Genomic DNA, 22248 nt, shown 5'->3' on the forward strand with positions numbered 1-22248 from the left:
TTTTCACTGACGTTTCGTCTCACTGACATGCAAATGCGGCGGCCAAACGGCCAGAAAACTCAGCGCGCCGCCAGATTGGCGGCCGGAAAGATCGAGCATGTTTCGGTGCCGAAAGCCAGCAGCTTGCCGCCGCCATCCTTCAGCGTCGCTTCCGACACCGCCAACGTGCGGCCCTTGTGAACAACCCTGCCCTCGCAGACCACTTCGCCGGTCTTCGGCGTGATGGGACGCGTCAAATTCACCTTGAACTCCGCCGTCGTATAGGCCTCGCCCTTTTCGAGCAGCGTCTGCACGGCACAGGCCAGTGCCGAATCGAGCAGCGTCGCCGCCCAGCCGCCATGCACGCTGCCCAGCGGGTTGAGATGGCGCTCGCTCGGCATGCCACGAAAGACAGCGCGCCCCTCCGAGACTTCGGTGAGAGTGAAATTCAGCTGGAAGGAAATCGGCGGCGCCGGATACTTGCCGTCGACGATGCGCTGCAGCAATTCCAAACCGGTGTATTTCAGGATGTCGGCGTGCGGAATGGTGCCGAGGCCGAGCGGTGAGACCCGGCCAGGATAAAGTTCGACTTCGCTCATGTGAGGATTTCTCTGGCTGCGTCCTCGCCAGCTATGGCCTTGCCGCGCGCGTGATGTTTGCGCAAGGCGGCGAGGAAGCCGGTACGAGCGTCCGGCGGCTCGATGCCGCGCGGCTCATAGACGTGCCGGGTGAAAAAGAAGCCGGTGAGCCGGAAGGCGTCCTCGACATCAGCCGCATCGGCGCGCAGGCCAGAGCCGCGCTGCAGGAAGGCCGGCAGAGCCAGCATCTTGTCGCGCCATGGCAAACCGGCTTCGCGCGATACCGCGCGTCCCGACTTCGGCGAGACATAGGCCAGGTCCTGCCGCGTGCCGGTGGCGGCGCATTGGCTGAGATCGAGGCCGAAGCCGAGTTCGTCCAGCACCAGAAGCTCGAAGCGCGCCACCAGTTCGCCGGCAACGTCGGCGTCGTCGAGATGGACGATCATCACGGCAAGCGTTTCGTAGAGACCTTCATGCGCGTCGCGCTCGGGCAGCAGGCGCAGATGCGCGGCCATGGTCTGCAAGCCGTAGACGGCGACGGCGCTGTCCATCAACCGGGCAGCATTCATCTCGATCGCTTCGGCCTGGAACGTGCCGAGATGTTCATCAAGGCGCGCACGCCACAACAGGTCGACGCGATTGCCGGGCTGGAGGACGGGCTGCTGTTTGCGCGAACGGCCGCCGCGAACAAGGCCGAGATGACGGCCATGCGCTCGCGTCAGCACCTCCAGAATGGCGCTGGTTTCGCCATGCTTGCGGGTGCCGAGAATGATTCCCTCGTCGCGCCATTCCATTTCAGGAGCTTTTCACCGATCGGGTGGCGAAATCAAGGTATGGGCTTGGCTCCTGGGTAACTCTCACACCAATGCATAAAAAACCGCCCGCAGCGATGTGCTGCGGGCGGGCTGGTGAGGTCAGTCGATCTGCTAGAAATTGCGCTGGAAGCGGACGATGCCGCCGACGCTGCTCTTCTTGTCGGCCTTGGTCCAGTTGTTGAAGTCGAAGTCGTCGAATTTTCCTGCATTGAGGTAATCGACTTCAGTCGTGACCGTAAAGCCGGGCACAATGGTATAGGCAACGTTGGCAGCGACGCCGAGGTTCTTCCAGTCGTCATAGGAAATCTGGGCGTTGAACGAGGTCTTCTCGTTGAACTTGTAGGTGCCGCCACCCCAGACTGCCCAGTTACCGCCCCACGGCTTGTATTGGGTACGGCCTGTGCCGAAGTCGTTGATGTTGTCGTTGGTGCCGTAGCCGCCCATGACGAACAGCGTCAGTTCCTTGCTGACGTTGACGTCCAAACGGACCTTGCCGGCCACTTCCTCATAGTTGCTGTCATAGGCCACGACGCCAGTGATCGCACCCCAGTCGCCCTTGTACTTCAAGCCGCCGACGACATGCGGAACATAGCTGTCGATGGTGTTGACGGCGGTGCCTTCCTCAAGCGAGACCACGCCCGTGAAGCCGCTGCCAGCGTCGAAGTAATAGCTGATGAGATTGGTATCCTTGACACCATACGGGATGAGCGTGTCCTGGATGACATTGCCGGCATAACCGATGAACTGGTCGTATACCGTTTCATCCTTACCGACGCGCAGACCACCGAGCTGGATCCAGGCGAAATTGAGGGTGGTGGTCTTGTTGCCGGCCTGCCAGCCGGTGCCGTCGCCTGTATAGTCGCCGGAAGAGTTGCCGAACTGGAAGCGAGTTTCGGTAAAGGTCTTCAACGTGCCGAGTTCGGTTTCCTGGCCGGTATAAGTCCTCAGCGTGAAGCGCATGTTCTTGTAATAGGTGTCGTGCCTATCGCCGTCCATGTGATCGGCAACGTTGTTGGCGCCATCGAGCGAGCCGGAATCGCCGACGCCCATGTCGTAGCGGAGATAACCGCCGATGCGCAGGCAGGTCTCGGTGCCCGGAATATAGAAGTAGCCGGCGCCGTAGACGTCGCAAATCTTGACGTATTCGGCCGGTTCCGGTTCGGCGACGACGACAGCGTCGGCGGCGCGCGCGCCGCTGACCGCGATCAGGGCCGCGGCTGAGCCGAGAAGGAGGCTCTTGATGTTCATTTTCTGACCTCTCCAGTCATAGTTATAAATGGCTTCGGATTTGTGGCTGGCGGCAATGTTTTCCCGCCTCACCCCCACAACGAAAAAGGCTCACACCGCTCGCCCTTTTCAGCGGCGAACATACCCATCGATCATCTGCCTTCAATGACGATTTCCGAAATAATGCCAATTCCGTGAACAGATTAATGCTGTGTTGCACAAATAACACTTTGCGTTGCGGCGAATGGCACAAGTGGCACAACGTCACATATTGAATATATATACGGGATACTTTCGCGGCTAAATATAATTCAACGTTTTATATTTCTAAAAATACCGCACAATGTGGAATATCTACCTGGTTTTCGCCGACATCGACCTGAATCTTGCCGACCCCTCTATCGCCAGGTGACGCCCATTCGCCAACCTCACTCTGATGCCGAGGCGAAAAGCGGGATGACGCTTCCAAGCCTGTCTGCTTCTTCCAAGACGATCGAAACCCTGGAGCGCTGTGGCGTCCCCGATTGTGACAGCAGCCAATCGTTCAAAAACGATTCCTCCGTGACGCCTCTCAGTCGACCTTGGCGACACGGGCGACGTGGTCGTCCGCCTCGATCAGGCGGATTGGCACTCCCGGGAAGCATGCGTCGGTCGGAATGTCCCTGGTCGCGCCATGCGACGGCGGATGTTTGGCGACGGGACTGGGTTTTGGTTGGCTAGAGCGGCTTATCGTTCGGCGCTTCACGCTCGCGCGCGCGGTCGGCAAGGACTTCATCGATTACGTGACAGGATTTCTCAACCTCAACAGGGTTGGCGTCGATCTGTCCAGCGACCGTGATCAGCGCCTTCCAAAGCGTCCAGCCACGACCGCGCGCCCACATCGCCCCGTCGGCCGGAAGGCCGGCACGAAACGCCTCCCGGCTTTTGCCTTCAAACAGCGTCCACGCAATCGCCAGATCGCAGGCGGGATCGCCGACGCCGGAGGTTCCGAAGTCGATCACCGCGCTCAATCGGCCTTGCCTGACCAACAGGTTTCCCCAACTGACGTCACCGTGGAACCAGACCGGCGCACCGTGCCATTGTGCGGCAAGTGCTGCCTCCCACACCGCACTGGCTGCGGCCGTGTCGATCTTGCCTTCGAGGGCGGCAATCGCTTGCCGGGCCTCGCCATCGTAGACGCTGAGTGCTCCGCCGCGAAAGAAATTGTGCTGTCCCGGCGCCGGTCCACCGGTGGCATCGATACGCTGAAGGGCGACCAGGAACGCGGCCAGGTCGGTCGCAAATTGCGGCAGGCTGGCAATCCGCTCGCGCTCTGCCGTCTCGCCTTCGATCCAGCGGTAGACGGACCAGTGCCAGGGATAGCTTTCGGCCGGAACTCCCATCGCCAGCGGCACCGGGATCGGCAGCGGCAGCAGAGGTGCGAGCCTCGGCAGCCAGCGATGCTCCTTTTCCACCTGCAGGGAATAGGCCGCGGCGCTTGGCAGTCGCACGGTCATCTCGCCGCCCAGATGAAAGGTCCTGTTGTCCCATCCGCCTGATGCAACCGGCCTGACCGGAAGATCCTTCCACTTGGGAAATTGCGTGGCGATCAATCGGCTGACAAGCGTTATGTCGATGTTCGGCTTGCTGACCATTGAGCCTAGCGCGGAAACTCGAGCCCCATTTCGCGGTAGCGCTCGGGGTCGTCGCCCCAGTTCTCGCGCACCTTGACGAACAGGAACAGGTGCACCTTCTGTTCGAGGATGCCTGCTATCTCCATGCGCGCCGCCTGGCCGATGGCGCGGATGGTCTCGCCCTTGTGGCCGAGAACGATCTTCTTCTGGCTGTCGCGCTCGACATAGATGGTCTGGTCGATGCGCACCGAGCCGTCCGGCTTCTCTTCCCATTTCTCGGTCTCGATATGCGAGGAATAGGGCAATTCCTGATGCAGCCTGAGATAAAGCTTCTCGCGCGTGATCTCGGCCGCGAGCTGGCGCATCGGCAGGTCCGAGATCTGGTCTTCCGGATAGTACCAGGGACCGACCGGCAGAGACTCGGCCAGATAATCGAGCACGTCCTTGCAGCCGGAACCGGTCAGCGCCGACACCATGAAGGTGCGCTTGAACGGCACCCTTTCGTTCGCTGCCGCCGACAGAGCCAGCAGCGCTTCGTGCTTGACGCGGTCGACCTTGTTGAGGATCAGCACCATCGGCTGGCGCACATCCTTCAGCCGTTCGAGGATGGCGTCGGCGTCGCCCCTGATGCCGCGCTCGGCGTCGATCAGAAGCAGTACGATATCGGCGTCCTTGGCCCCACCCCAGGCGGTGGTCACCATCGCCGTGTCGAGCCTCCGCTTCGGCTTGAAGATGCCGGGCGTATCGACGAAAACGATTTGCGCATTGTCATGCGTGGCGATGCCGCGCACGATGGCGCGGGTCGTCTGCACCTTGTGGGTGACAATCGACACCTTGGCGCCGACCAATTGGTTGACCAAGGTCGACTTGCCCGCATTGGGCGCGCCGATCAGCGCGACAAAGCCGGAATGCGTGGCGGCGGCTGTGGTCGCCGGCTCTTCGGTAGCGGTCATGCCGCGCTCCCTTCACTGGAGGGCCGCGAGCCCCCCGATTTTTGGGCCGATGCGGCGGCCCAAACGCCTTCGCGCACAAGAAATGCCGAAGCCGCCGCTTCTTCGGCCGCCCTGCGCGAGCCGCCGGTGCCGCTTATCGGCGCAAAGCCGCGGACCTGCAAGGATACAGTGAAGACCGGCTGATGGTCGGGTCCCTCGCGCTTGTCGATCACATACTCGGGTCTGATATCGCTGGTCTTGGCAATCCATTCCTGCAGATCGGATTTCGGATTGAGCGGCTTTGCGATCACCGTATGCGAGCGCGGTTCCCAATAGCGCAGGACGAACCGCCGCGCGGCCTCGATGCCACCGTCGACGTAAACCGCCGCAATCAGCGCTTCGACCGCATCCGCCAGATAGTTTCCGCCCGAGCCGCGCGACCGCATCTTCAAGGCAGAATCGGCGCGGACCAGATCCTCCAGCTGCATTTCGATGCCGATTTCGGAGCAGGTCCGCGCATCGACCAGCGCATTGAAGCGCGGCGCGATTTCACCTTCCGGCGCATCGGGAAATTTTTCGAAAAGCATATCGGCGACGACAAGCCCGAGCACGCGGTCGCCAAGAAATTCAAGACGCTGGTTGTTGGTGGCCGCCTTGACCGCACTGGAATGCGTCAAGGCGGTCTCAAGCAAACGGATATCCTTGAAGACGTAACCGGTCTTGGCCTTCACCAAACCGGCCAGTGTTTCGCCTGTCGGGCGCTTCAAAGCCATCAATTGACGAAGTGGAACAGGCGCGAAGCGCGCATCAGCGACGGCCATTTCCAGATTTCGAGAGGGCTCGCCTTGCCGGCGATCGAGAAGAAGACAAGATTGGCGCGGCCAACCAGATTTTCCGCGGGAACGTAGCCGACGGTGAAACGGCTGTCGGCGGAATTGTCCCGGTTGTCGCCCATCATGAAATAGTGGCCGGGCGGCACGTCGAATTCGCGGGTGTTGTCGCCGATCGAGTTCGAATTCAGGTCAAGCGTGTCGTAGCTGACGCCGTTGGGCAGGGTTTCGCGATAGACATCGATCGGGCGCGATTCCTCGGTGATGTCGGGATTGTCGATTTGGCCTGTTTTCACGCGCGGCACGCCGACACCGTTGATGAAAAGCTGGCCGTCCTTGACCTGGATCTTGTCACCCGGCAGGCCGACAACGCGCTTGATGTAGTCGACGGACGGATCAGGCGGGAATTTGAAAACCGCCACGTCGCCGCGCTTCGGCTCGGAGCCCCAGATGCGGCCCGAAAAAATATCGGGTCCGAAAGGCAGCGAATAGCGCGAATAGCCATAGGACCATTTGGTGACGAACAGATAGTCGCCTTCCAAAAGCGTCGGCCGCATCGATCCCGACGGGATCGAAAAAGGCTGGAACAGCAGCGTGCGGATGACCAGGGCGAGCAAAAGCGCCTGGACGATGACGCTGACGGTCTCGCCAAGCCCGCCGGATTTCTTCTCGGATTTTTCAGCCACGCTCATGTCGTCCTCGATTGTGCGTTGGATGGTATAGAGTCTCGGCGCGCGCTGGGCAACGTCAATGCCGGTCGTCAGAGGCAATCAATGTGGCGCTTCTTCGACGGGCAGCGCCTCGATGATCACAAAGGCTTGAGCGAGCGGGAAATCATCCGTGATGGTGAGGTGGATTGCCGCCCGATAGCCCTTTGGCAGGATTTTGGCCAGCCTGGCCTGCGCTCCTCCCGTCAACGCCATGGTCGGCGCGCCACTGGGCAGGTTGACGACACCCATGTCGCGCCAGAACACGCCCTGCGCCAGTCCGGTGCCCAGCGCCTTGGCGCAGGCCTCCTTGGCGGCGAAACGCTTGGCATAGGAGGCCGCGCGGGCGCGTCGATTGTCCGAACGCGCCTGTTCGATGTCGGTGTAGATTCTCTGGACGAAGCGCTGGCCGTGACGCTCCAGCGATTTCTCGATGCGTCTGATGTCGATCAGGTCGCTGCCGATGCCGATGATCATCGCGCAGTGGAACCGATGCTTGCGCCGGGATGGGACGATTGCGCATGCCGGCTTGCGCGCTCGGCCAGGCGTTTGCGCCGCTGTTCGCGGAAAGCGTTCATGCCCCAGCGCGTGATAGCGTAGAACAGCAGCCCGAAGATCAAGCCGAGCGGAACCGCACCGATCAGCATCGGTTCAAGGACCGGTTTCCACAATTGCGCGAAGGAGAGGTTGTGCAACATCTCGCCCAGATGCGCCGGCGGCCCATGTGTCGGCAACCGGTCATGCAGGATGAGCTTGCCCGTTTCCCACGACGCGCCCCATAGCAACGGGAAGGTCAGCGGGTTGCCGAAAAAAACCGCGCCAAGCGCCGCCGCCACCAGATTGCCGGCTATCACCCAGCACAGGATGGCAGCGATGATGAAATGGAAACCGACGGGGAAGAATGAAGCGAAGACACCGGCCGCAACGCCGGCCGCCACCGCATGCGGTGTGGCCTTCAGCCGCAGGATGCGCTTGGAAAAATACTGAAGCGAGCGCGAAAACGAGCGGCGCGGCCAAAGATAGGTACGCACCCGCTCATAAAGGCCATCAGGCTTGCGGCGTCGAAATAGCACTCTGTTCCCGTTCCACAGCGCCCGCAACGGCACCTTCAGCCGGGCGTGGCAGCCACATCTTGCGCTTGACGATCACCCTATGGCAATCGCCAGCTTATATAACAACGCGCTGGCGCAAGAACAACCAAACACCTTTTGTGCGCCGCGCTTGTCGCCGCCCTTCGGGGCGGCAGGTCTTGCTTCGAACATTGGACAATCGCGGCAAATTTAAGGAACGGCAGTCGCATCGCCGAAAGGCACAGCGCCGCCAGCGGCTACGGCAGGTATTCGCTGACCTCGACCAGATTGCCGTCCGGGTCGCGGAAATAGACCGACATCATTGGACCTCGGGCCCCGACACGTTCAACCGGGCCGAGTTCCACCACCACACCATTGGCCGCGAGCCGCGCACGGACCTCATCCAGTGGCCGCTCGGTGATCAGGCAGAAATCACCTGATCCTGATGTCGGCGACTTCGCCTTTGGCTCGAAAGTCCGGCCGACCTCATGCACATTGATCTTATGGCTACCGAAAGCCAGCGCCGTCGGTCGATCCGCCGCGTCGATGCGCTCAAAACCCAGCACGCGCTGGTAAAACTCACAGGTCACTTCCAGCGAAGCGACCGTCAGCACGAAATGATCGATGCCGGCGATCATTTCCAATTCGTCTTCACGCATGTCGGCATGCCCCGTCAGATGTTGCGGCTGCCGGGCTTGATCGCCGGGATGGCGGCAAGCTCCGGCGGCAGCCGGTCGGCCGGATAGGCCGGGACCTCATACTCGGCAAGCGCGATGAGCGGCACGCCGACATCAGTCTTGCCGGCCGAACGGTCGATGATGCAGGCCGCGGCAACCACCTCGGCGCCAAGCTCGCGCAGGCACTCGATGGTCTCTCGGATCGACAGGCCGGTGGTGACGATGTCCTCGACGATGACGACACGCGACCCCCTGGCGATCTCGAAGCGGCGCAAGCGGAACTCGCCCCCCTCCCGCTCGACCCAGATCGCCGGCACGCCGAGATGACGTGAGGTCTCATAGGCCGGGATCAGCCCGCCGATCGCCGGGCCGACGACATAGTCGATCTTGCCGGGCACGCCTGCGCGGATCTTCTCCGCCAGCGCCTTGCACAGAAGCTCGGTCTTGTCGGCATGCATGAACACGCGCGCCTTCTGCAGGAAGACCGGACTGCGCAGGCCCGAGGTCAAAATGAAATGCCCTTCCAGAACAGCACCCGCCTCGCGGAAAATGCCCAGCACTTCATCGGTGTTCATGTCTGCCTCTTTTTGATTGACCATGATGTTGTCCGAAACCGGAGCATGGTCTAGCCATTGACGCGTCTTGCGTCGCTGACGCTCGAATTGTCCTTGAGCTGCGATAGCAGCCGGTTGAGGTGCTTGAGATCCCAGACTTCGAGATCGATCAGCATTTCGGTGAAGTCGGGCGCAGTGCGCACCATCGACAGCGTATGGATGTTGGCGTCGTTCGAGGCAACCACCTGCGCTATATCGGCGAGTGACCCCGGCGCGTTGATGGCGGTGACCGATACGCGCGCCGGAAAGCGTTCCTTGGTGCGCTCATCGATGTCCCAGCGCACGTCGATCCAGCGCTCGGGCTGGTCATCGAACGCCTGCAGCGCTGGCGACTGGATCGGATAGATAGTGATGCCGGTGCCCGGCTGGACGATGCCGACGATGCGATCGCCAGGGACTGCCCCTTCCGGCGCGAAGCGCACCGGCAGATCGCCGCGCACGCCGCGGATCGGCACGGCTCCATCGCGCGGCTGGTCCTTGTCCTTGCGCGCGGCACGACCCGGAATCTGGAACAGCATGCCGGCGGCATTGCGGATCTTCGACCAGCCCTCCTCTCGCGGCTTGGGGACGGCCGTGGTGACGCGCTCATCCTTGTAGTCGGGGAATACCGCCTTCATGACATCAGTGGAGGCGAGCTCGCCACGCCCGACAGAGGCCAGCACATCCTCGATGTCCTTGCGCGCCAACCTGTGCAGCACCTGCTTCAGGCTCTCCTTGGTGAAGGTCTTGCCGGCACGCTCGAAGGCGCGTTCCAGGATGCGGATGCCAAGACCCGAATATTGCTTGCGGATGGCGTTCTTGGTGGCACGGCGGATGGCCGAGCGCGCCTTGCCGGTGACGACGACCGATTCCCACGCCGCCGGCGGCACCTGCGCCTTGGAGCGGATGATCTCGACCTCGTCGCCGTTCTTCAGTTCCGTCATCAGCGGCATGATGCGGCCGTTGACCTTGGCACCGACGCAGGTGTCGCCGACATCGGTGTGCACCGCATAGGCGAAGTCGATCGGTGTCGCGCCGCGCGGCAGCGCAATCAACATGCCTTTCGGGGTGAAGCAGAACACCTGGTCCTGGAACAGTTCCAGCTTGGTATTTTCGAGGAAATCCTCAGGGTTGTCGCCTTCGGCAAGCTGCTCGATGGTGCGGCGCAGCCAGGCGTAGGCGTTGGTTTCCTTTGAAATCGCGTGGGCGGCGCCATTCGTCTTGCCGCCGGTATCCTTGTAGATCGAATGGGCGGCGACGCCGTATTCGGCGATCTTGTTCATCTCTCGGGTACGGATCTGCAGCTCGACACGCTGGCGCGACGGGCCGACAATGGTGGTGTGGATCGAGCGGTAGTCGTTCTGTTTCGGCGTCGAGATGTAGTCCTTGAAGCGACCCGGCACCATCGACCACGCGGTGTGGATGGCGCCAAGCGCCCGGTAGCAGTCCTCGACCGTGTCGACGACGACGCGAAAGCCGAAGATGTCAGAGAGCTGCTCGAAGGACAGCGCCTTGGCCTCCATCTTGCGGAACACCGACCACGGCTTCTTCTGCCGGCTCTTTACGCTGGCGTTGATCGCATGCTTCTCGAACAACGTGGACAGTGCCTTTTCGATGTCCGTCAGCACGCCCTTGTTGCGTTCGAAGATTTCGGCAAGCCGTGCGGTGACGGCGCGATAGGCTTCAGGATTAATGAAGCGGAAGGCGATCTCCTCCAGCTCTTCACGCATGCCTTGCATGCCCATGCGCCCGGCCAGCGGTGCGTAGATATCCATCGTCTCCTCGGCGATGCGCAGGCGCTTGGCCTCCGGCATGTGGTCGAGGGTGCGCATATTGTGCAAACGATCGGCGAGCTTGACCAGCAGCACGCGGACATCTTCCGAAATCGCCAGCAGAAGCTTTCTCAGGTTTTCCGCCTGCTCGGCCTTCTTCGAGACCAGATCGAGCTTCTTCAACTTGGTCAGGCCCTCGACCAGCTTGCCCATTTCGGGGCCGAACAGATCGTCGATCTCGGCCCGCGTGGCGGTCGTGTCCTCGATGGTGTCGTGCAGCAGGGCGACCGCGATCGTCGCCTCGTCCATATGCATTTCGGTGAGGATGGCGGCGACTTCGAGCGGATGCGAGAAATACGGATCGCCGGAAGCGCGCTTCTGGTGGCCATGCTTCTGCATGGCATAGACATAGGCCTTGTTGAGCAACGCCTCGTTGACGTCAGGCTTGTAGCGCTGGACGCGCTCGACAAGCTCATACTGACGCATCATGGGCGGAATCTCGCGGTGCTGAAATGATTGATGCGCCGCACTAGCGTACGGCGCATCCCATAGATAGCCACGAAACTGACTGGACGGAAGTGCCGGAAACGTATTCCAGGCAGGTCCAGAACGCTGGCTTAGTAGTCGTCGCTCTTTTCCGGCGGCACCAGGCCCTCGATGCCGGCCAGGAGGTCTTCCTCGGTCATCCGGTCGAAGGTGATGTTCTCCTCGGCGTCGTCGGCGTCGGTGGCGGCAACGGCGGTGCCGGTCTGATCGGCAATCGCCTCGCCATCGGCCTCGGGCTCGTCGACCTCGACATGCTTCTGCAGCGAATGGATCAGATCTTCCTTGAGGTCGTCGGGCGACAGCGTCTCATCGGCGATCTCGCGCAGCGCCACAACCGGATTCTTGTCGTTGTCACGCGGCACTGTGATCGGCGCGCCCTGGCTGATCTGCCGGGCACGATGGCCGGCAAGGAGCACCAGCTCGAAGCGGTTGTCGACCTTGTCGATGCAATCTTCAACGGTTACGCGGGCCATGGATTGCCCCTTTCATGCGATGGATTTGATGGAAAACAGGCTCGGTCCATAACCCGAACGCCGCCAAAATACAAGCATCATGGCAATGGCTGGGTTGCATGGCGCCCAAACCTTGGTTCAAACACCCGATTTGGCAAAACCAGTCTGTGCTATGTGTTCGGTGTCCCGATCACAATTGCTTGCAGTGCCGCACGCGCCCTTGGATTGCCGCGAAACTGGCGCTATCTCGGATGGCATAGAGGTCAGCCGGTTTATTATGAGCCTGACCGAACGCTATCGCATTTGGTTTAGACGGGTGTTTATTTCGAGAAGGAATATTTTCCATGTTCGACCCTCGTGAAAAAATCGCCCTATTCATCGACGGCGCCAATCTCTACGCGACGTCGCGCGCGCTCGGCTTCGACATCGACTACCGCAAGCTTCTGTCGAGCTTCCAGAAGCGCGGCTATCTGCTGCGCGCCTATTATTACACGGCGCTGGTCGAGGATCAGGAATACTCCTCGATCCGTCCGCTGATCGACTGGCTCGACTATAATGGCTTCAAGGTGGTCACCAAGCCGGCCAAGGAATTCACCGACTCGACCGGCCGCCGCAAGATCAAGGGCAATATGGACATCGAGCTCACCGTCGATGCGCTGGAACTCGCCGATGTCGTCGACCACTACGTCATCTTTTCCGGCGACGGCGATTTCCGCACATTGGTCGAGGCATTGCAGCGGCGTGGCCGCAAGGTATCGATCGTCTCGACCATGGCCTCGCAGCCGCCGATGATCTCCGACGATCTGCGCCGCCAGGCCGACCATTTCATCGACCTGACGACGCTGAAGAACGAGGTTGGCCGTGACCCGTCCGAGCGCCCGGTGCGCAGGCCCGAGCCGGCCGAAGTCGACGAGGACGATTATTGAGGCCGGTCGCCTTGACCGTGCTTTCCGCCTCCGAACCCGGCCGCGATTGCCCGCTCTGCCCAAGGCTGCATGACTTCATCGCCGAGTGGCGGCAGCGCGAGCCGTCCTGGTTCAATGCGCCGGTGCCGACTTTTTTACCACCCGAGGGTGACGCGGCGGTTCAGTTGCTGATCGTCGGGCTGGCGCCTGGCCTGCGCGGTGCCAATCGAACGGGCCGCCCGTTCACCGGCGACTATGCCGGCGACATGCTCTACTCGACGATGATTTCGCACGGTTTTGCGCGCGGAGAGTTCAAGGCGCGGCCAGATGACGGATTGGAGCTGGTCGGCACCGCGATCACCAACGCGGTGCGCTGCGTGCCGCCGGAGAACAAGCCGGTGGGCGCTGAGATTGCCACCTGCCGGACATTCCTGGTGCCGACGATCGCCAGGTTCCCGAACCTGCGCGCCGTGCTGGCACTGGGATCGATCGCGCACCAGTCGACGGTGCGGGCATTGGGCGGGCGTGTCGCCGCCTATCCGTTCAAGCATGGCGGGCAGCTGCCGGCCGGCAGCATCACGCTGTTTTCGAGCTATCATTGCTCGCGCTACAACACCAACACCGGTGTGCTGACCGAAGCGATGTTCGTTAGCGTTTTCAGCCAGATAGCGGCGTTCCTGCAGAAATAGAGTCGGGCGCCAGCGGATCAGCTTGATGGCGCAAACAGTGCAGCCAGCACCGCCGGCCCACCCTTCAGCACATTCATATCGACATCGCCATTGATGCCGTCGACGCGACCCCTGTTGTGGTACTGCCAGTAGACCCAGTCGTCGCGGTCCGGCTCCAGGAGCAACGAGCGGAGCCAGAGCGGACGGGCAGCAATGCGCCCTGCATAGGTCTGCGCTGCCTCATCGGTCAGATAGACGATCGCAGGCTTGCCGAACGTCGCCTCGACTGGAGCGAGGAACGCGGCCAGTTCGGCGTTCAATTGTTCGGGCGTCGGCCGCTGCGGGCAGTTGCCGCCGAATTCGATGTCGACGACCGGCGGCAGCAGCGGCTGGTCGTGCGGCACAACCGAGATGAAATTCTTCGCCTGGTCGGCGCCAGGTCGGCAAAAGGTGAAAAAGTGATAGGCGCCGACGGCGAGACCGGCGGCGCGGGCCTCTTCCAGATTCTTCGCGAAGGCATCGTCGACATGATCGCCGCCTTCGGTCGCCTTGATGACTGCGAAGGCGACATCGTCGGCGGCGACACGCGGCCAGTCGATCCGGCCCTGATGATGGGAAACGTCGATGCCCCTGAGCGGATATTTGTCGCGGTCCGGCGAGAATGCCTTGAAATAGATGTAGCCGCCTGCTGCGACGAAACATACCAAGACCAGACTGGCCAGACCAAAGAGAACAATTCGGTTCTTCAAGCGAATGGCCCCAGCCTACCCACGCTCTTTTAACAGCCGGCCCTTCTCGCGCGACCAATCGCGCTGCTTCTCGCTCTCGCGCTTGTCGTGCAGTTTCTTGCCGCGGCCGACAGCGAGCAGCAGCTTGGCGCGGCCCTGGTCGTTGAAATAGATTTTCAGCGGCACAAGCGTCATGCCTTCGCGGTCGACGCTTTGCGACAGTTTCGCCATTTCGCGCTTGTTGAGCAGCAGCTTGCGGCGCCGCCTGGGCTCGTGGTTGAAGCGGTTGGCCTGCAGATATTCCGGCAGATAGGAATTGATCAGCCAGATCTCGCCGCCTTCGACCGAGGCGTAGCTGTCCTGGATGTTGGCCTGGCCCTGGCGCAGCGACTTGACCTCGGTGCCGGTCAGCACCAGACCGGCCTCGACCGTGTCGAGCACCTCATAGGAAAACCGCGCCTTGCGGTTTTCCGAAACGGTCTTGTTGTTGGGATCGGCTTTTCTGACTTGATTCATGATGCGGAGAGGTGGCGCCTCATCCCTAATTAATCAAGCCGGCGTGCTTCATAGCCGCATCGATCTTGTCGGCAGTCGACTGTTCGATCGTCACCAACGGCGAGCGCAGCACGTTTTCGACCTTGCCTAGCTTCGACAGCGCGTATTTGGCGCCGGAAACGCCAGGCTCGATGAAGATCGCCTTGTGCAGCGGCAGCAGGCGATCCTGCAGATCCAGCGCCTTGGCGCTGTCGCCGGCAAGCGTTGCCTCCTGGAATTCGGCGCACAGCCGCGGCGCGACGTTCGACGTCACCGAAATACAGCCGACGCCGCCATGCGCGTTGAATCCAAGCGCCGAAGCATCTTCGCCCGAAAGCTGGATGAAATCCTTGCCGCACGTGGCACGCTGCTCGGAAACCCGTTCGACCTTGCCGGTGGCATCCTTGACACCGACGATGTTCTTGAAGTCGTGCACGAGCCGGCCCATCGTGTCCGGCATCATGTCGATGACCGAGCGCGGCGGGATGTTGTAGATGATGATCGGCAGCTTGGTCGCCCTGGCGACCGCCGCGAAGTGCTCATACAGGCCGCGCTGCGTCGGCCTGTTATAATAAGGCGTGACGACCAGGGCGGCATCGGCGCCGGCCTTCTCGGCATACTGCACGAGCCCGACGGCTTCCTCGGTGTTGTTGGAACCAGCGCCGGCGACGACCGGAACTCGTCCCTTGGCCACCTCGATGCATACCTTGACGACCTGGCGGTGCTCGTCATGCGACAGTGTCGGCGACTCGCCGGTGGTGCCGACCGGCACCAGGCCCGTCGTGCCCTCCGCGAGTTGCCATTCGACGAATGCGCGAAAGGCTTTCTCGTCGAAACGCCCGCTCTTTTCGAACGGTGTCACGAGCGCAGTAAGCGAGCCTCTCAGCATATCGTCCAACTCCTTGGCACTTCTGGTGTTTTGTGTCGGTGTTTGTGGTCGCGCCTTCTAACCGAAAGCGAAGCGGCGCACCATAGTCTCGACATGGTTGCGCGGCAAGCATTGCCATGGTGCCAGCAAGCGCAATTCGAACGGCCTCGCTAACTCTTTGTTTACGGGCTCTTCACGACCTAAGTTTAGGCTTCGAGGCATCTTCGCCAGCTTGTGGAATGCCAGGACAAGGAAAGATTTAGGGATCATGCCGGGCGGTCGGCCTCACCTTCTCGCGCTGCTTGGCGCCGCGCTCGCGCTGATGCCGGGCATGGCGATCAGCGGCAGCGTGGACGCACGGGTCACCTCAGCCATTCCGATTCCAGGCGCGGCAATTGCGCTGCCAGACCTGCAGGACAGAACGCGACAGGCGCCCTTGCCCGACGTCGCCCCTCTGAAAAGCGGACTGGATGCGTTGGCGCGGGGTGATAGTCTCCGCGCTCGTGGCGTGCGCGATGCCCTTCCGGCGCAGTCGCTCGACCAGCATATCCTTGCCTGGGCGATCGCGCTTTATGGCGGCGACAAGGTTCCGAGCGACGATATCACTGCTGCGGCCAAGATGCTGCCCAACTGGCCGGGGACCGTAGCCCTGCGCAAGAACAGCGAGCGCGCGCTCTATCGAGAGAACCCTGCCCCCGACATCGTCATCAGGGCGTTCGATGGCAGCCAGCCGCAGACATTCGAAGGCGTGATGGTTCTCGCCCGCGCCTATGTGGCGTCCAGCAATACCAAGGCGGCGCGTTCCGTGCTGTCGCCCTTCTGGCGCACCGCGATCCTGGAGGCCAAGGACGAGGCGGCGCTGATCAAGGAATTCGGCAGCCTGATCCCGGCCGCGGACCACCGCTTTCGCATGGAGCGCATGTTCTATGCCGACCGCGCGAATTCCGCGCTGCGCGTCGCCGGCCTCGCCGGCGCCCAGCAGCTCGCCGATGCATGGGCGGCGGCCGACAAAGGCGACAAGAACGCGCCCAAGCTGCTGAAGGCCGTGCCGGCAATGCAACGTTCGGCCGGCTACTTCTTCGCGCAGGCCGAATATTTGCGCAAGCAGGAGGATTTTGCCGGCGCTGCAGCCATTGTGATGCAGGCACCGACCGATCGCGAAGCTCTGGTCGATCCGGATGCCTGGTGGGTCGAGCGCCGGGTGCTGTCGCGTGAACTGGTCGACCAGGGCGACATGAAGGCCGCGTACAAGATCGTCGCTACACACGCTGCCGAAAGTGCCACCAATGCGGCCGACGCCGAATTCCATGCCGGCTGGTACGCGTTGCGCGGCCTGAACGACCCCAAGCTTGCCGCAACGCATTTCGCTCGCATCGCCGACCTTGCCCAAGGGCCGATGACGCTGTCGCGCGCGTATTACTGGCTCGGCCGTGCCGCCGAAGTCGGCGGCCCGGGCAACGCCAAGGATTATTTTGCGCGCGCCGCTGCCTACGGCACGACATTCTACGGCCAGCTTGCCGCCGAACGTGTCGGCCGGCAGGCGCTCAACATCGTCTATCCCTCGCCAAGCGCAGCCGACCGGCAGAACTTTGCCGGCCGCGAGGCCGTCAGCGCCATCAAGCGGCTGCAGGAGGCGGGCTACGACCGCTATGCCGAGACGCTCTATCGCGACCTTGCCGGGCAGTTGACCAGTCCAGGCGAACTGGCGCTGCTCGCTGTCCTTGCCGAAAAGCAAGGGAACCATTTCATGGCGCTGAAAATCGGCAAGATCGCCGGGGCGCGCGGCATTGATGTCGGCGCATTGTCGCATCCGCTCGGCGTCATTCCCGATTCGGCCGACATTTCCGGCTCAGGCAAGGCGCTGGCCTATGCGATCGCCCGCCAGGAAAGCGAATTCAACATCGGCGCCGTGTCGAGCGCCGGCGCGCGCGGGCTGCTGCAGCTGATGCCGGGAACCGCAAGGCAATTGGCGAAGAAGGCCGGGCTGCAGTTTTCGCAAACACGGCTGACCACCGATGCCGGCTACAACGCGACGCTTGGTTCGGCCTTCCTCGGCGAACAGCTCGACCGCTTCAACGGCTCCTACGTGCTGACCTTCGCCGGCTACAATGCCGGCCCCAACCGGGCCAGGCAGTGGGTGGGCAGATATGGCGACCCGCGCGGCAAGGACATCGACGCGGTCGTCGACTGGATCGAGCGGATTCCCTACACGGAAACAAGAAGTTACGTTCAGCGAGTGATGGAGAATTACGAGGTCTACAAGATGCGTATTTCCGGCGAATACGACATTGTCGGGGATCTGGTGAACGGGCGGAGTTGAGCCTTTCTGTCCTTCTCCACTTGTGGGAGAAGGCAAGAGCGCCTTTTATTGACCATCCCTGCCCTCGCCTGTAGCTGTCCAGATTGATACAGCGAGGTCGCACATTCCGATGGCAAGCGAGCAGCTTTTTTCCGACTTCTTCTACAGCGCACCGGACGGGTTAAAACTCCATGCGCGCGTCTATGGCGAGGCCAATTCCGGACCCTGGCCGGTTGTCTGCCTGCCTGGCCTGACCCGCAATGCCAGGGATTTTCACGAGCTGGCGCTCTATCTGTCGACGCATGCGGCAACTCCACGAAAGGTCATCGCCTTCGACTACCGCGGGCGCGGGCAGTCAGCTTATGATCCCGACGTCAAAAATTACAATGTCGGCGTGGAGGCCGGCGACATTCTCGCCGGGCTGGCGGCGCTGAACATCGGAGAAGCGGCCTTCATCGGCACCTCGCGCGGGGGATTGATCATCCATGTGCTCGGGACGATGCGGCCATCCGTCCTGAAAGCCATTGTTTTCAACGACATCGGACCGATGATCGAGACGGCCGGACTTGCCCATATCCAGTCTTATCTCGAGCGCGACCCGGCACCGAAAACCCGCACACAGGCGGCGGCCGCCCAGCGCAGCGTGCATGGCGAAGACTTCTCCGCTCTTGCCGGCGCCGATTGGGATCGGATGGTATGGGCTCTCTACCGCGAAACGGATGGTGGGCTGGTGCCGGATTTCGATCCGAAGCTGGTGGATACCGTTGCCAGTCTCGATCTGACGCAGAAGCTGCCTGACCTATGGCCGCAATTCGAGGCGTTGGCCGCGATTCCTCTGCTCACCATACGGGGCGTTAATTCGAGATTGCTGTCCACAGACACGCTCAAGCAGATGAGAGAGCGCCATTCCATGATGGAGACGATCACCGTCGAGGGTCAGGGCCATGCGCCGTTCCTCGAGACCGGCAGCCTACCGGGCGACATAGGCGCTTTTCTCGATCAGGCCGAGCGGAAGAATATCCTGAAGTAAATCCCATGACCGAACAAGGTCACGGGATAGCTATGATAGTATAGGCAAGTTTCTTCAGCCTACTTGGCTTTTGAACTTTTCCGAGTCGCTTTCGGCGACTCCTTAGCGGCGGCGGCTGCCCCGTCCCTCTTTTTCCGCTCTGCCGTCGGCGACGAAGGCGTCGTCACGGGCGAAGAAAACATGGGGCCTTCAGCGCAATTGCCGCCCGGCTGAGTCGATCGAGGCGTTTCCAGCACGATGACACAGCCATCGAGATCGTTGGTGGCCAGATGCGCGTAGCGCATCGTCATCGACAGCGTTTGGTGGCCGAGCCACATCTGCACGCGCCTGATGTCGATGCCGCCCTGGACAAGACGCGAGGCGCAGGTATGGCGCAATATGTGCGGCACCACCTGATCGTCGGCGCCGAGGCCGACTTCGGCCTTCGCGTCGTTCCAGATGGCACGGAACTGTGCCTGGCTGAGCTTGGTGAACGGTCCTTTGGGCCGACGACCCTCGGTGGGAGGCAGCTTGATGACCTCCTTGACCCGCTCGGTCATCGGAATGGTGCGGCTGCGGCCGGATTTGGTGATCCAGAAGGAGACGCGATGCTCCTGGATATCGTTCCAGATCAGCCCAAGCGCCTCGCCGAGACGGCATCCGGTGTCGACCAGGAAAACGGAAAGCCTGTAGGCATCCTCGCTGCGGCTCTTGATGGCGGCGAACAGGCGCGCCTCTTCGTCCCTTTCGAGGAAGCGAATCCGACCCGCCCGCTCCTTCTGGCGGCGGAACTCGGGCAGGCTGTGGATATCTCCCATCTTGTGAGCCTTGCGCAGCAGTTTGCTGAGGGCAGCCATCTTTCGATTGATGGTTGCGTTGCTGTTGCCGCGCTGGCGCAGGGTGCCGATAAGGTTGTCCAGGGTACTTTGGTCAAAGGCGCTGAAACGCTCACCAAGGAGAATCTCGTCTATTTCGCCGATGAACGAGCTGACATTATACTTATGCCGCCCATCATCCCATAATATGTCCCGATATGCTGAAAAAAGATCTCCGACCCGATGCGATTTTACTTCTCTAATCTTGTTGTAGGTGTATCGAATCTTCGGACTTTGAGAAGAAAACATCGAAAAATGATCAGAGGACTCGCCCTCTTGAATCGCTTCGTTCGTCATCATTTGCCACACCCCCGAGTGGGATAGGTCAGCCCTACCCGCTTGGAAGCGTCCTTTCAAGAGATTTTAATCACGCAGTTGTGATTTCATCCGCCCATCAGCGGATCCCACGAAACCACCCCACGGATTTATTCAGCTACCGTTACCCCCATCCTTCCGTTTGCCTTGATCCAGTCACGAAACAAAAACAGCCCGGGCGTTTGCGCGCCCGGGCTGGATTTCACCTGTAAGGAACCAGCCCTTAGAACGAGCGCTGGAAGCGGAGGATACCGCCGATGTTGCTCTTCTTGTCGGCATGGGTCCAGTTGGACACGGTGTCGTTGCCGACATTAAGGTAATCGACTTCGGCCGTAACCGTGAAGCCAGGAACCACGTCGTAGGCGATGTTCGCCGCGATGCCGAGGTTCTTGCCCTCGTCATATGACACCTGAGCGTTGAACGAGGTCTTCTCGTTGAACTTGTAGGTGCCACCGCCCCACAGTGCCCAATTGCCGCTCCACTGCTTGTACATGCCGCGACCACCAGCAGGGAAATTCAAGCTTGCGTCGGTGTAGTTGTCGTCGGTGCCGTAACCGCCCATGATGAACAGCGTCAGCTCGTTCGTCGCGTTCACGTCCAAGCGAACCTTGGTGGCGACTTCTTCGTAGTTGCTGTCATACGAAACAACGCCGGTGATTGCACCCCAGCCCTGCGTCCACTTCACACCGCCGACGACATGCGGAACATAGCTGTCGATCGTGTAGGCGCCATAGCCTTCTTCGAGTGAAACCACAGCCGAGAAGCCGTTGCCAGCATCGAAGTAATACTGGATGACGTTGGTGTCGAAGCCGCCATAGGGAACCAGCGTATCCTGGATGACGTTGCCGGCGTAGCCGACGAACGTATCGAAGGCCGATTCGTCCTTACCGACGCGCAGGCCACCGAGCTGGATCCAGGCGAAGTTCAGCGAAACAGGCTCGTTGCCAGCAGCATTGATGAACGGGCTCGTATCGCGTTGGGTGTTGCTGAAATTGAAGCGGGTCTCGGTGTAGGTCTTCAAGGTGCCGAGTTCGGTTTCCTGACCGGTCCAGGTCTTCAGCGTGAAGCGGGCTCTCTTGCGCCAGGTGTCGTTGCTCTCACCGATGTCCTGATGATCTGCGCTTCTTGCACCATCGAACGAGCCGACGTCGCCGCCACCGATGTCATAACGGATATAGCCGCCGATGCGCAGGCAGGTCTCGGTGCCGGGGATGTAGAAGTAGCCAGCGCCGTAGACGTCGCAAATCTTGACGTATTCAGCGGGTTCCGGCTCGGCGACGACGACGGCGTCGGCGGCGCGCGCACCGGAAACTGCGATCAGGGCCGCAGCGGAGCCGAGGAGAAGGCTCTTAATGTTCATTTTCTGACCTCCAGTCAAAAGTTAAAAAACGGGTCTGGGTATTCTTTGCTGAAGGACAGCGTTCCCTGCCCCATCCCCACTACCGAAAAAGATGCGCACCGCGCCGCTCCTTCGAAATCGACATTACCCATGAGGCGGCGAGGTTCAACCACGATCGTACCGGTGAAAGGGCTGCCTGGCTGCTATCCCCCGGCGTTGTTGCACAAATGACACGATTTGGCCTCACTCAGAAAGCTCTCGTTAACCATCAGGCCGCCGCACTCCCTTGTTTGCCGGCGAATCCGGCGATGGGCCGACGGAATCATGGCGAATTCCCGAGTCGCTAGCCAGGAAACAACCGCAGAACCGCCACATCCATGGGGGTCGCGGTTCGGCGCCTTCTTATTTTTGCATATAATGATGCGGGCTTGTTGATTGTGCCGGCGCTTTTCTTTATCCAGCGGCGCAACGGAGAGGTGGCCGAGTGGTCGAAGGCGCTCCCCTGCTAAGGGAGTAGAGGTCAAAAGCTTCTCGTGGGTTCGAATCCCATCCTCTCCGCCACCCTACGCCCTGCGGGCTTCGGGTGGCAGGCCACCCGGAACCGCATCGGCGTGGGAGTGTCGCCCGAAGCTACGAAGTAGCGTACGGGGACCATGTGGTACGTGTATTTCCTGCAGCTTCATAATGGCGATGTCTATGTCGGGTCGACAAACGACCTTCGACGCCGGTTCGAATCGCATCAATCAGGCTATGTGACTTCGACCAGAGCCTATCTGCCTGTAGCCCTGAAGACCTATATCGCGGTCGAAACCGAGACCAACGCACGGCAGTTCGAGCGATATTTCAAGACCGGATCGGGCAAGGCTTTCGCCAGTAAACGGCTTTGGCGGACAGAGCCCCGCTGAAGGCCTTTTTAT

23 protein-coding genes and 1 tRNA gene are annotated in these 22248 nt (G+C 61.2%); 6 read left to right on the forward strand and 18 right to left on the reverse strand.

What is annotated here, in order from left to right:
• Positions 1-59 precede the first annotated feature (59 nt).
• The 13 genes from RPF88_RS13595 to rpoZ all read right to left on the reverse strand — a co-directional run bounded on the left by RPF88_RS13595 (position 60) and on the right by rpoZ (position 11812).
• Positions 60-578, reverse strand: coding sequence for a PaaI family thioesterase (locus tag RPF88_RS13595; RefSeq protein ID WP_013532579.1), 519 nt, complete (start codon positions 576-578; stop codon positions 60-62).
• A complete protein-coding gene (gene recO, locus RPF88_RS13600; protein WP_337122590.1) occupies positions 575-1351 on the reverse strand; it encodes a DNA repair protein RecO in 777 nt (258 codons plus the stop codon). Before recO ends, RPF88_RS13595 begins: the two co-directional genes overlap by 4 nt.
• Positions 1352-1483: 132 nt before the next feature.
• Positions 1484-2620 (reverse strand): porin, encoded by a 1137-nt coding sequence (locus tag RPF88_RS13605; RefSeq protein WP_024503065.1) that lies wholly within the window; start codon positions 2618-2620, stop codon positions 1484-1486.
• 695 nt (positions 2621-3315) lie between these two features.
• Positions 3316-4233: an aminoglycoside phosphotransferase family protein gene (locus tag RPF88_RS13610; protein WP_127385413.1), complete on the reverse strand. Its 918-nt coding sequence runs from the start codon at positions 4231-4233 to the stop codon at positions 3316-3318.
• A gap of 5 nt (positions 4234-4238) precedes the next feature.
• Positions 4239-5165 (reverse strand): GTPase Era, encoded by a 927-nt coding sequence (gene era / locus RPF88_RS13615; RefSeq protein WP_024503067.1) that lies wholly within the window; start codon positions 5163-5165, stop codon positions 4239-4241.
• On the reverse strand, positions 5162-5917 hold the full coding sequence (gene rnc, locus RPF88_RS13620) for a ribonuclease III (protein ID WP_013532584.1): 756 nt from the start codon (positions 5915-5917) through the stop codon (positions 5162-5164). Before rnc ends, era begins: the two co-directional genes overlap by 4 nt.
• Positions 5917-6666, reverse strand: a complete 750-nt coding sequence (lepB, locus tag RPF88_RS13625; protein ID WP_013532585.1) for a signal peptidase I — start codon at positions 6664-6666, stop codon at positions 5917-5919. Before lepB ends, rnc begins: the two co-directional genes overlap by 1 nt.
• A gap of 78 nt (positions 6667-6744) precedes the next feature.
• The gene (gene acpS / locus RPF88_RS13630) at positions 6745-7158 is read right to left on the reverse strand and encodes a holo-ACP synthase (RefSeq protein ID WP_013532586.1); all 414 of its coding nucleotides are present in this window, start codon (positions 7156-7158) and stop codon (positions 6745-6747) included.
• A complete protein-coding gene (locus tag RPF88_RS13635) occupies positions 7155-7754 on the reverse strand; it encodes a DUF2062 domain-containing protein (RefSeq protein WP_013532587.1) in 600 nt (199 codons plus the stop codon). Before RPF88_RS13635 ends, acpS begins: the two co-directional genes overlap by 4 nt.
• A gap of 254 nt (positions 7755-8008) precedes the next feature.
• Complete coding sequence (locus RPF88_RS13640; RefSeq protein ID WP_024503070.1) at positions 8009-8389, reverse strand: VOC family protein; 381 nt, start codon at positions 8387-8389, stop codon at positions 8009-8011.
• A 35-nt stretch (positions 8390-8424) separates the two neighbouring features.
• A complete protein-coding gene (pyrE, locus tag RPF88_RS13645) occupies positions 8425-9003 on the reverse strand; it encodes an orotate phosphoribosyltransferase (protein ID WP_013532589.1) in 579 nt (192 codons plus the stop codon).
• A 50-nt stretch (positions 9004-9053) separates the two neighbouring features.
• A complete protein-coding gene (locus RPF88_RS13650) occupies positions 9054-11282 on the reverse strand; it encodes a RelA/SpoT family protein (RefSeq protein WP_013532590.1) in 2229 nt (742 codons plus the stop codon).
• Between the two features lie 128 nt (positions 11283-11410).
• Positions 11411-11812, reverse strand: coding sequence for a DNA-directed RNA polymerase subunit omega (rpoZ, locus tag RPF88_RS13655; RefSeq protein WP_013532591.1), 402 nt, complete (start codon positions 11810-11812; stop codon positions 11411-11413).
• Positions 11813-12135: 323 nt separating this feature from the next.
• Here rpoZ and RPF88_RS13660 point away from each other — a divergent pair, with 323 nt between their 5' ends.
• Positions 12136-12717 (forward strand): LabA-like NYN domain-containing protein, encoded by a 582-nt coding sequence (locus tag RPF88_RS13660; RefSeq protein WP_010915096.1) that lies wholly within the window; start codon positions 12136-12138, stop codon positions 12715-12717.
• A gap of 11 nt (positions 12718-12728) precedes the next feature.
• Positions 12729-13385 carry a uracil-DNA glycosylase gene (locus RPF88_RS13665; RefSeq protein WP_013532592.1) on the forward strand — a complete coding sequence of 219 codons (657 nt, stop codon included), beginning with the start codon at positions 12729-12731 and terminating at the stop codon, positions 13383-13385.
• A 17-nt stretch (positions 13386-13402) separates the two neighbouring features.
• Here the strand turns inward: RPF88_RS13665 and RPF88_RS13670 are convergent, their stop codons facing one another.
• The 3 genes from RPF88_RS13670 to dapA are packed head-to-tail and all read right to left on the reverse strand — an operon-like array spanning position 13403 to position 15515.
• Positions 13403-14113 (reverse strand): glycoside hydrolase family 25 protein, encoded by a 711-nt coding sequence (locus tag RPF88_RS13670; protein ID WP_013532593.1) that lies wholly within the window; start codon positions 14111-14113, stop codon positions 13403-13405.
• A gap of 15 nt (positions 14114-14128) precedes the next feature.
• The gene (gene smpB / locus RPF88_RS13675) at positions 14129-14608 is read right to left on the reverse strand and encodes an SsrA-binding protein SmpB (protein ID WP_013532594.1); all 480 of its coding nucleotides are present in this window, start codon (positions 14606-14608) and stop codon (positions 14129-14131) included.
• 25 nt (positions 14609-14633) lie between these two features.
• Positions 14634-15515 (reverse strand): 4-hydroxy-tetrahydrodipicolinate synthase, encoded by an 882-nt coding sequence (gene dapA, locus RPF88_RS13680; RefSeq protein ID WP_013532595.1) that lies wholly within the window; start codon positions 15513-15515, stop codon positions 14634-14636.
• 247 nt (positions 15516-15762) lie between these two features.
• On the opposite strand from dapA, the gene RPF88_RS13685 reads away from it, so the two are divergent.
• A complete protein-coding gene (locus tag RPF88_RS13685; protein WP_013532596.1) occupies positions 15763-17814 on the forward strand; it encodes a lytic transglycosylase domain-containing protein in 2052 nt (683 codons plus the stop codon).
• A gap of 109 nt (positions 17815-17923) precedes the next feature.
• A complete protein-coding gene (locus RPF88_RS13690; protein ID WP_013532597.1) occupies positions 17924-18823 on the forward strand; it encodes an alpha/beta fold hydrolase in 900 nt (299 codons plus the stop codon).
• Between the two features lie 59 nt (positions 18824-18882).
• Here RPF88_RS13690 and RPF88_RS13695 read toward each other — a convergent pair whose 3' ends face one another.
• The gene (locus RPF88_RS13695; RefSeq protein ID WP_013532598.1) at positions 18883-19977 is read right to left on the reverse strand and encodes a tyrosine-type recombinase/integrase; all 1095 of its coding nucleotides are present in this window, start codon (positions 19975-19977) and stop codon (positions 18883-18885) included.
• A gap of 238 nt (positions 19978-20215) precedes the next feature.
• The gene (locus tag RPF88_RS13700; protein ID WP_013532599.1) at positions 20216-21352 is read right to left on the reverse strand and encodes a porin; all 1137 of its coding nucleotides are present in this window, start codon (positions 21350-21352) and stop codon (positions 20216-20218) included.
• A gap of 449 nt (positions 21353-21801) precedes the next feature.
• Here RPF88_RS13700 and RPF88_RS13705 point away from each other — a divergent pair.
• Together RPF88_RS13705 and RPF88_RS13710 are read left to right on the forward strand one after the other, a co-directional pair.
• Positions 21802-21892: transfer RNA gene (locus tag RPF88_RS13705), tRNA-Ser, on the forward strand.
• Positions 21893-21984: 92 nt separating this feature from the next.
• The gene (locus RPF88_RS13710) at positions 21985-22236 is read left to right on the forward strand and encodes a GIY-YIG nuclease family protein (RefSeq protein WP_013532600.1); all 252 of its coding nucleotides are present in this window, start codon (positions 21985-21987) and stop codon (positions 22234-22236) included.
• Positions 22237-22248 lie beyond the last annotated feature (12 nt).

Source organism: Mesorhizobium sp. ISC11, from assembly GCF_037162595.1.
GTDB classification, from domain to species: domain Bacteria; phylum Pseudomonadota; class Alphaproteobacteria; order Rhizobiales; family Rhizobiaceae; genus Mesorhizobium; species Mesorhizobium ciceri.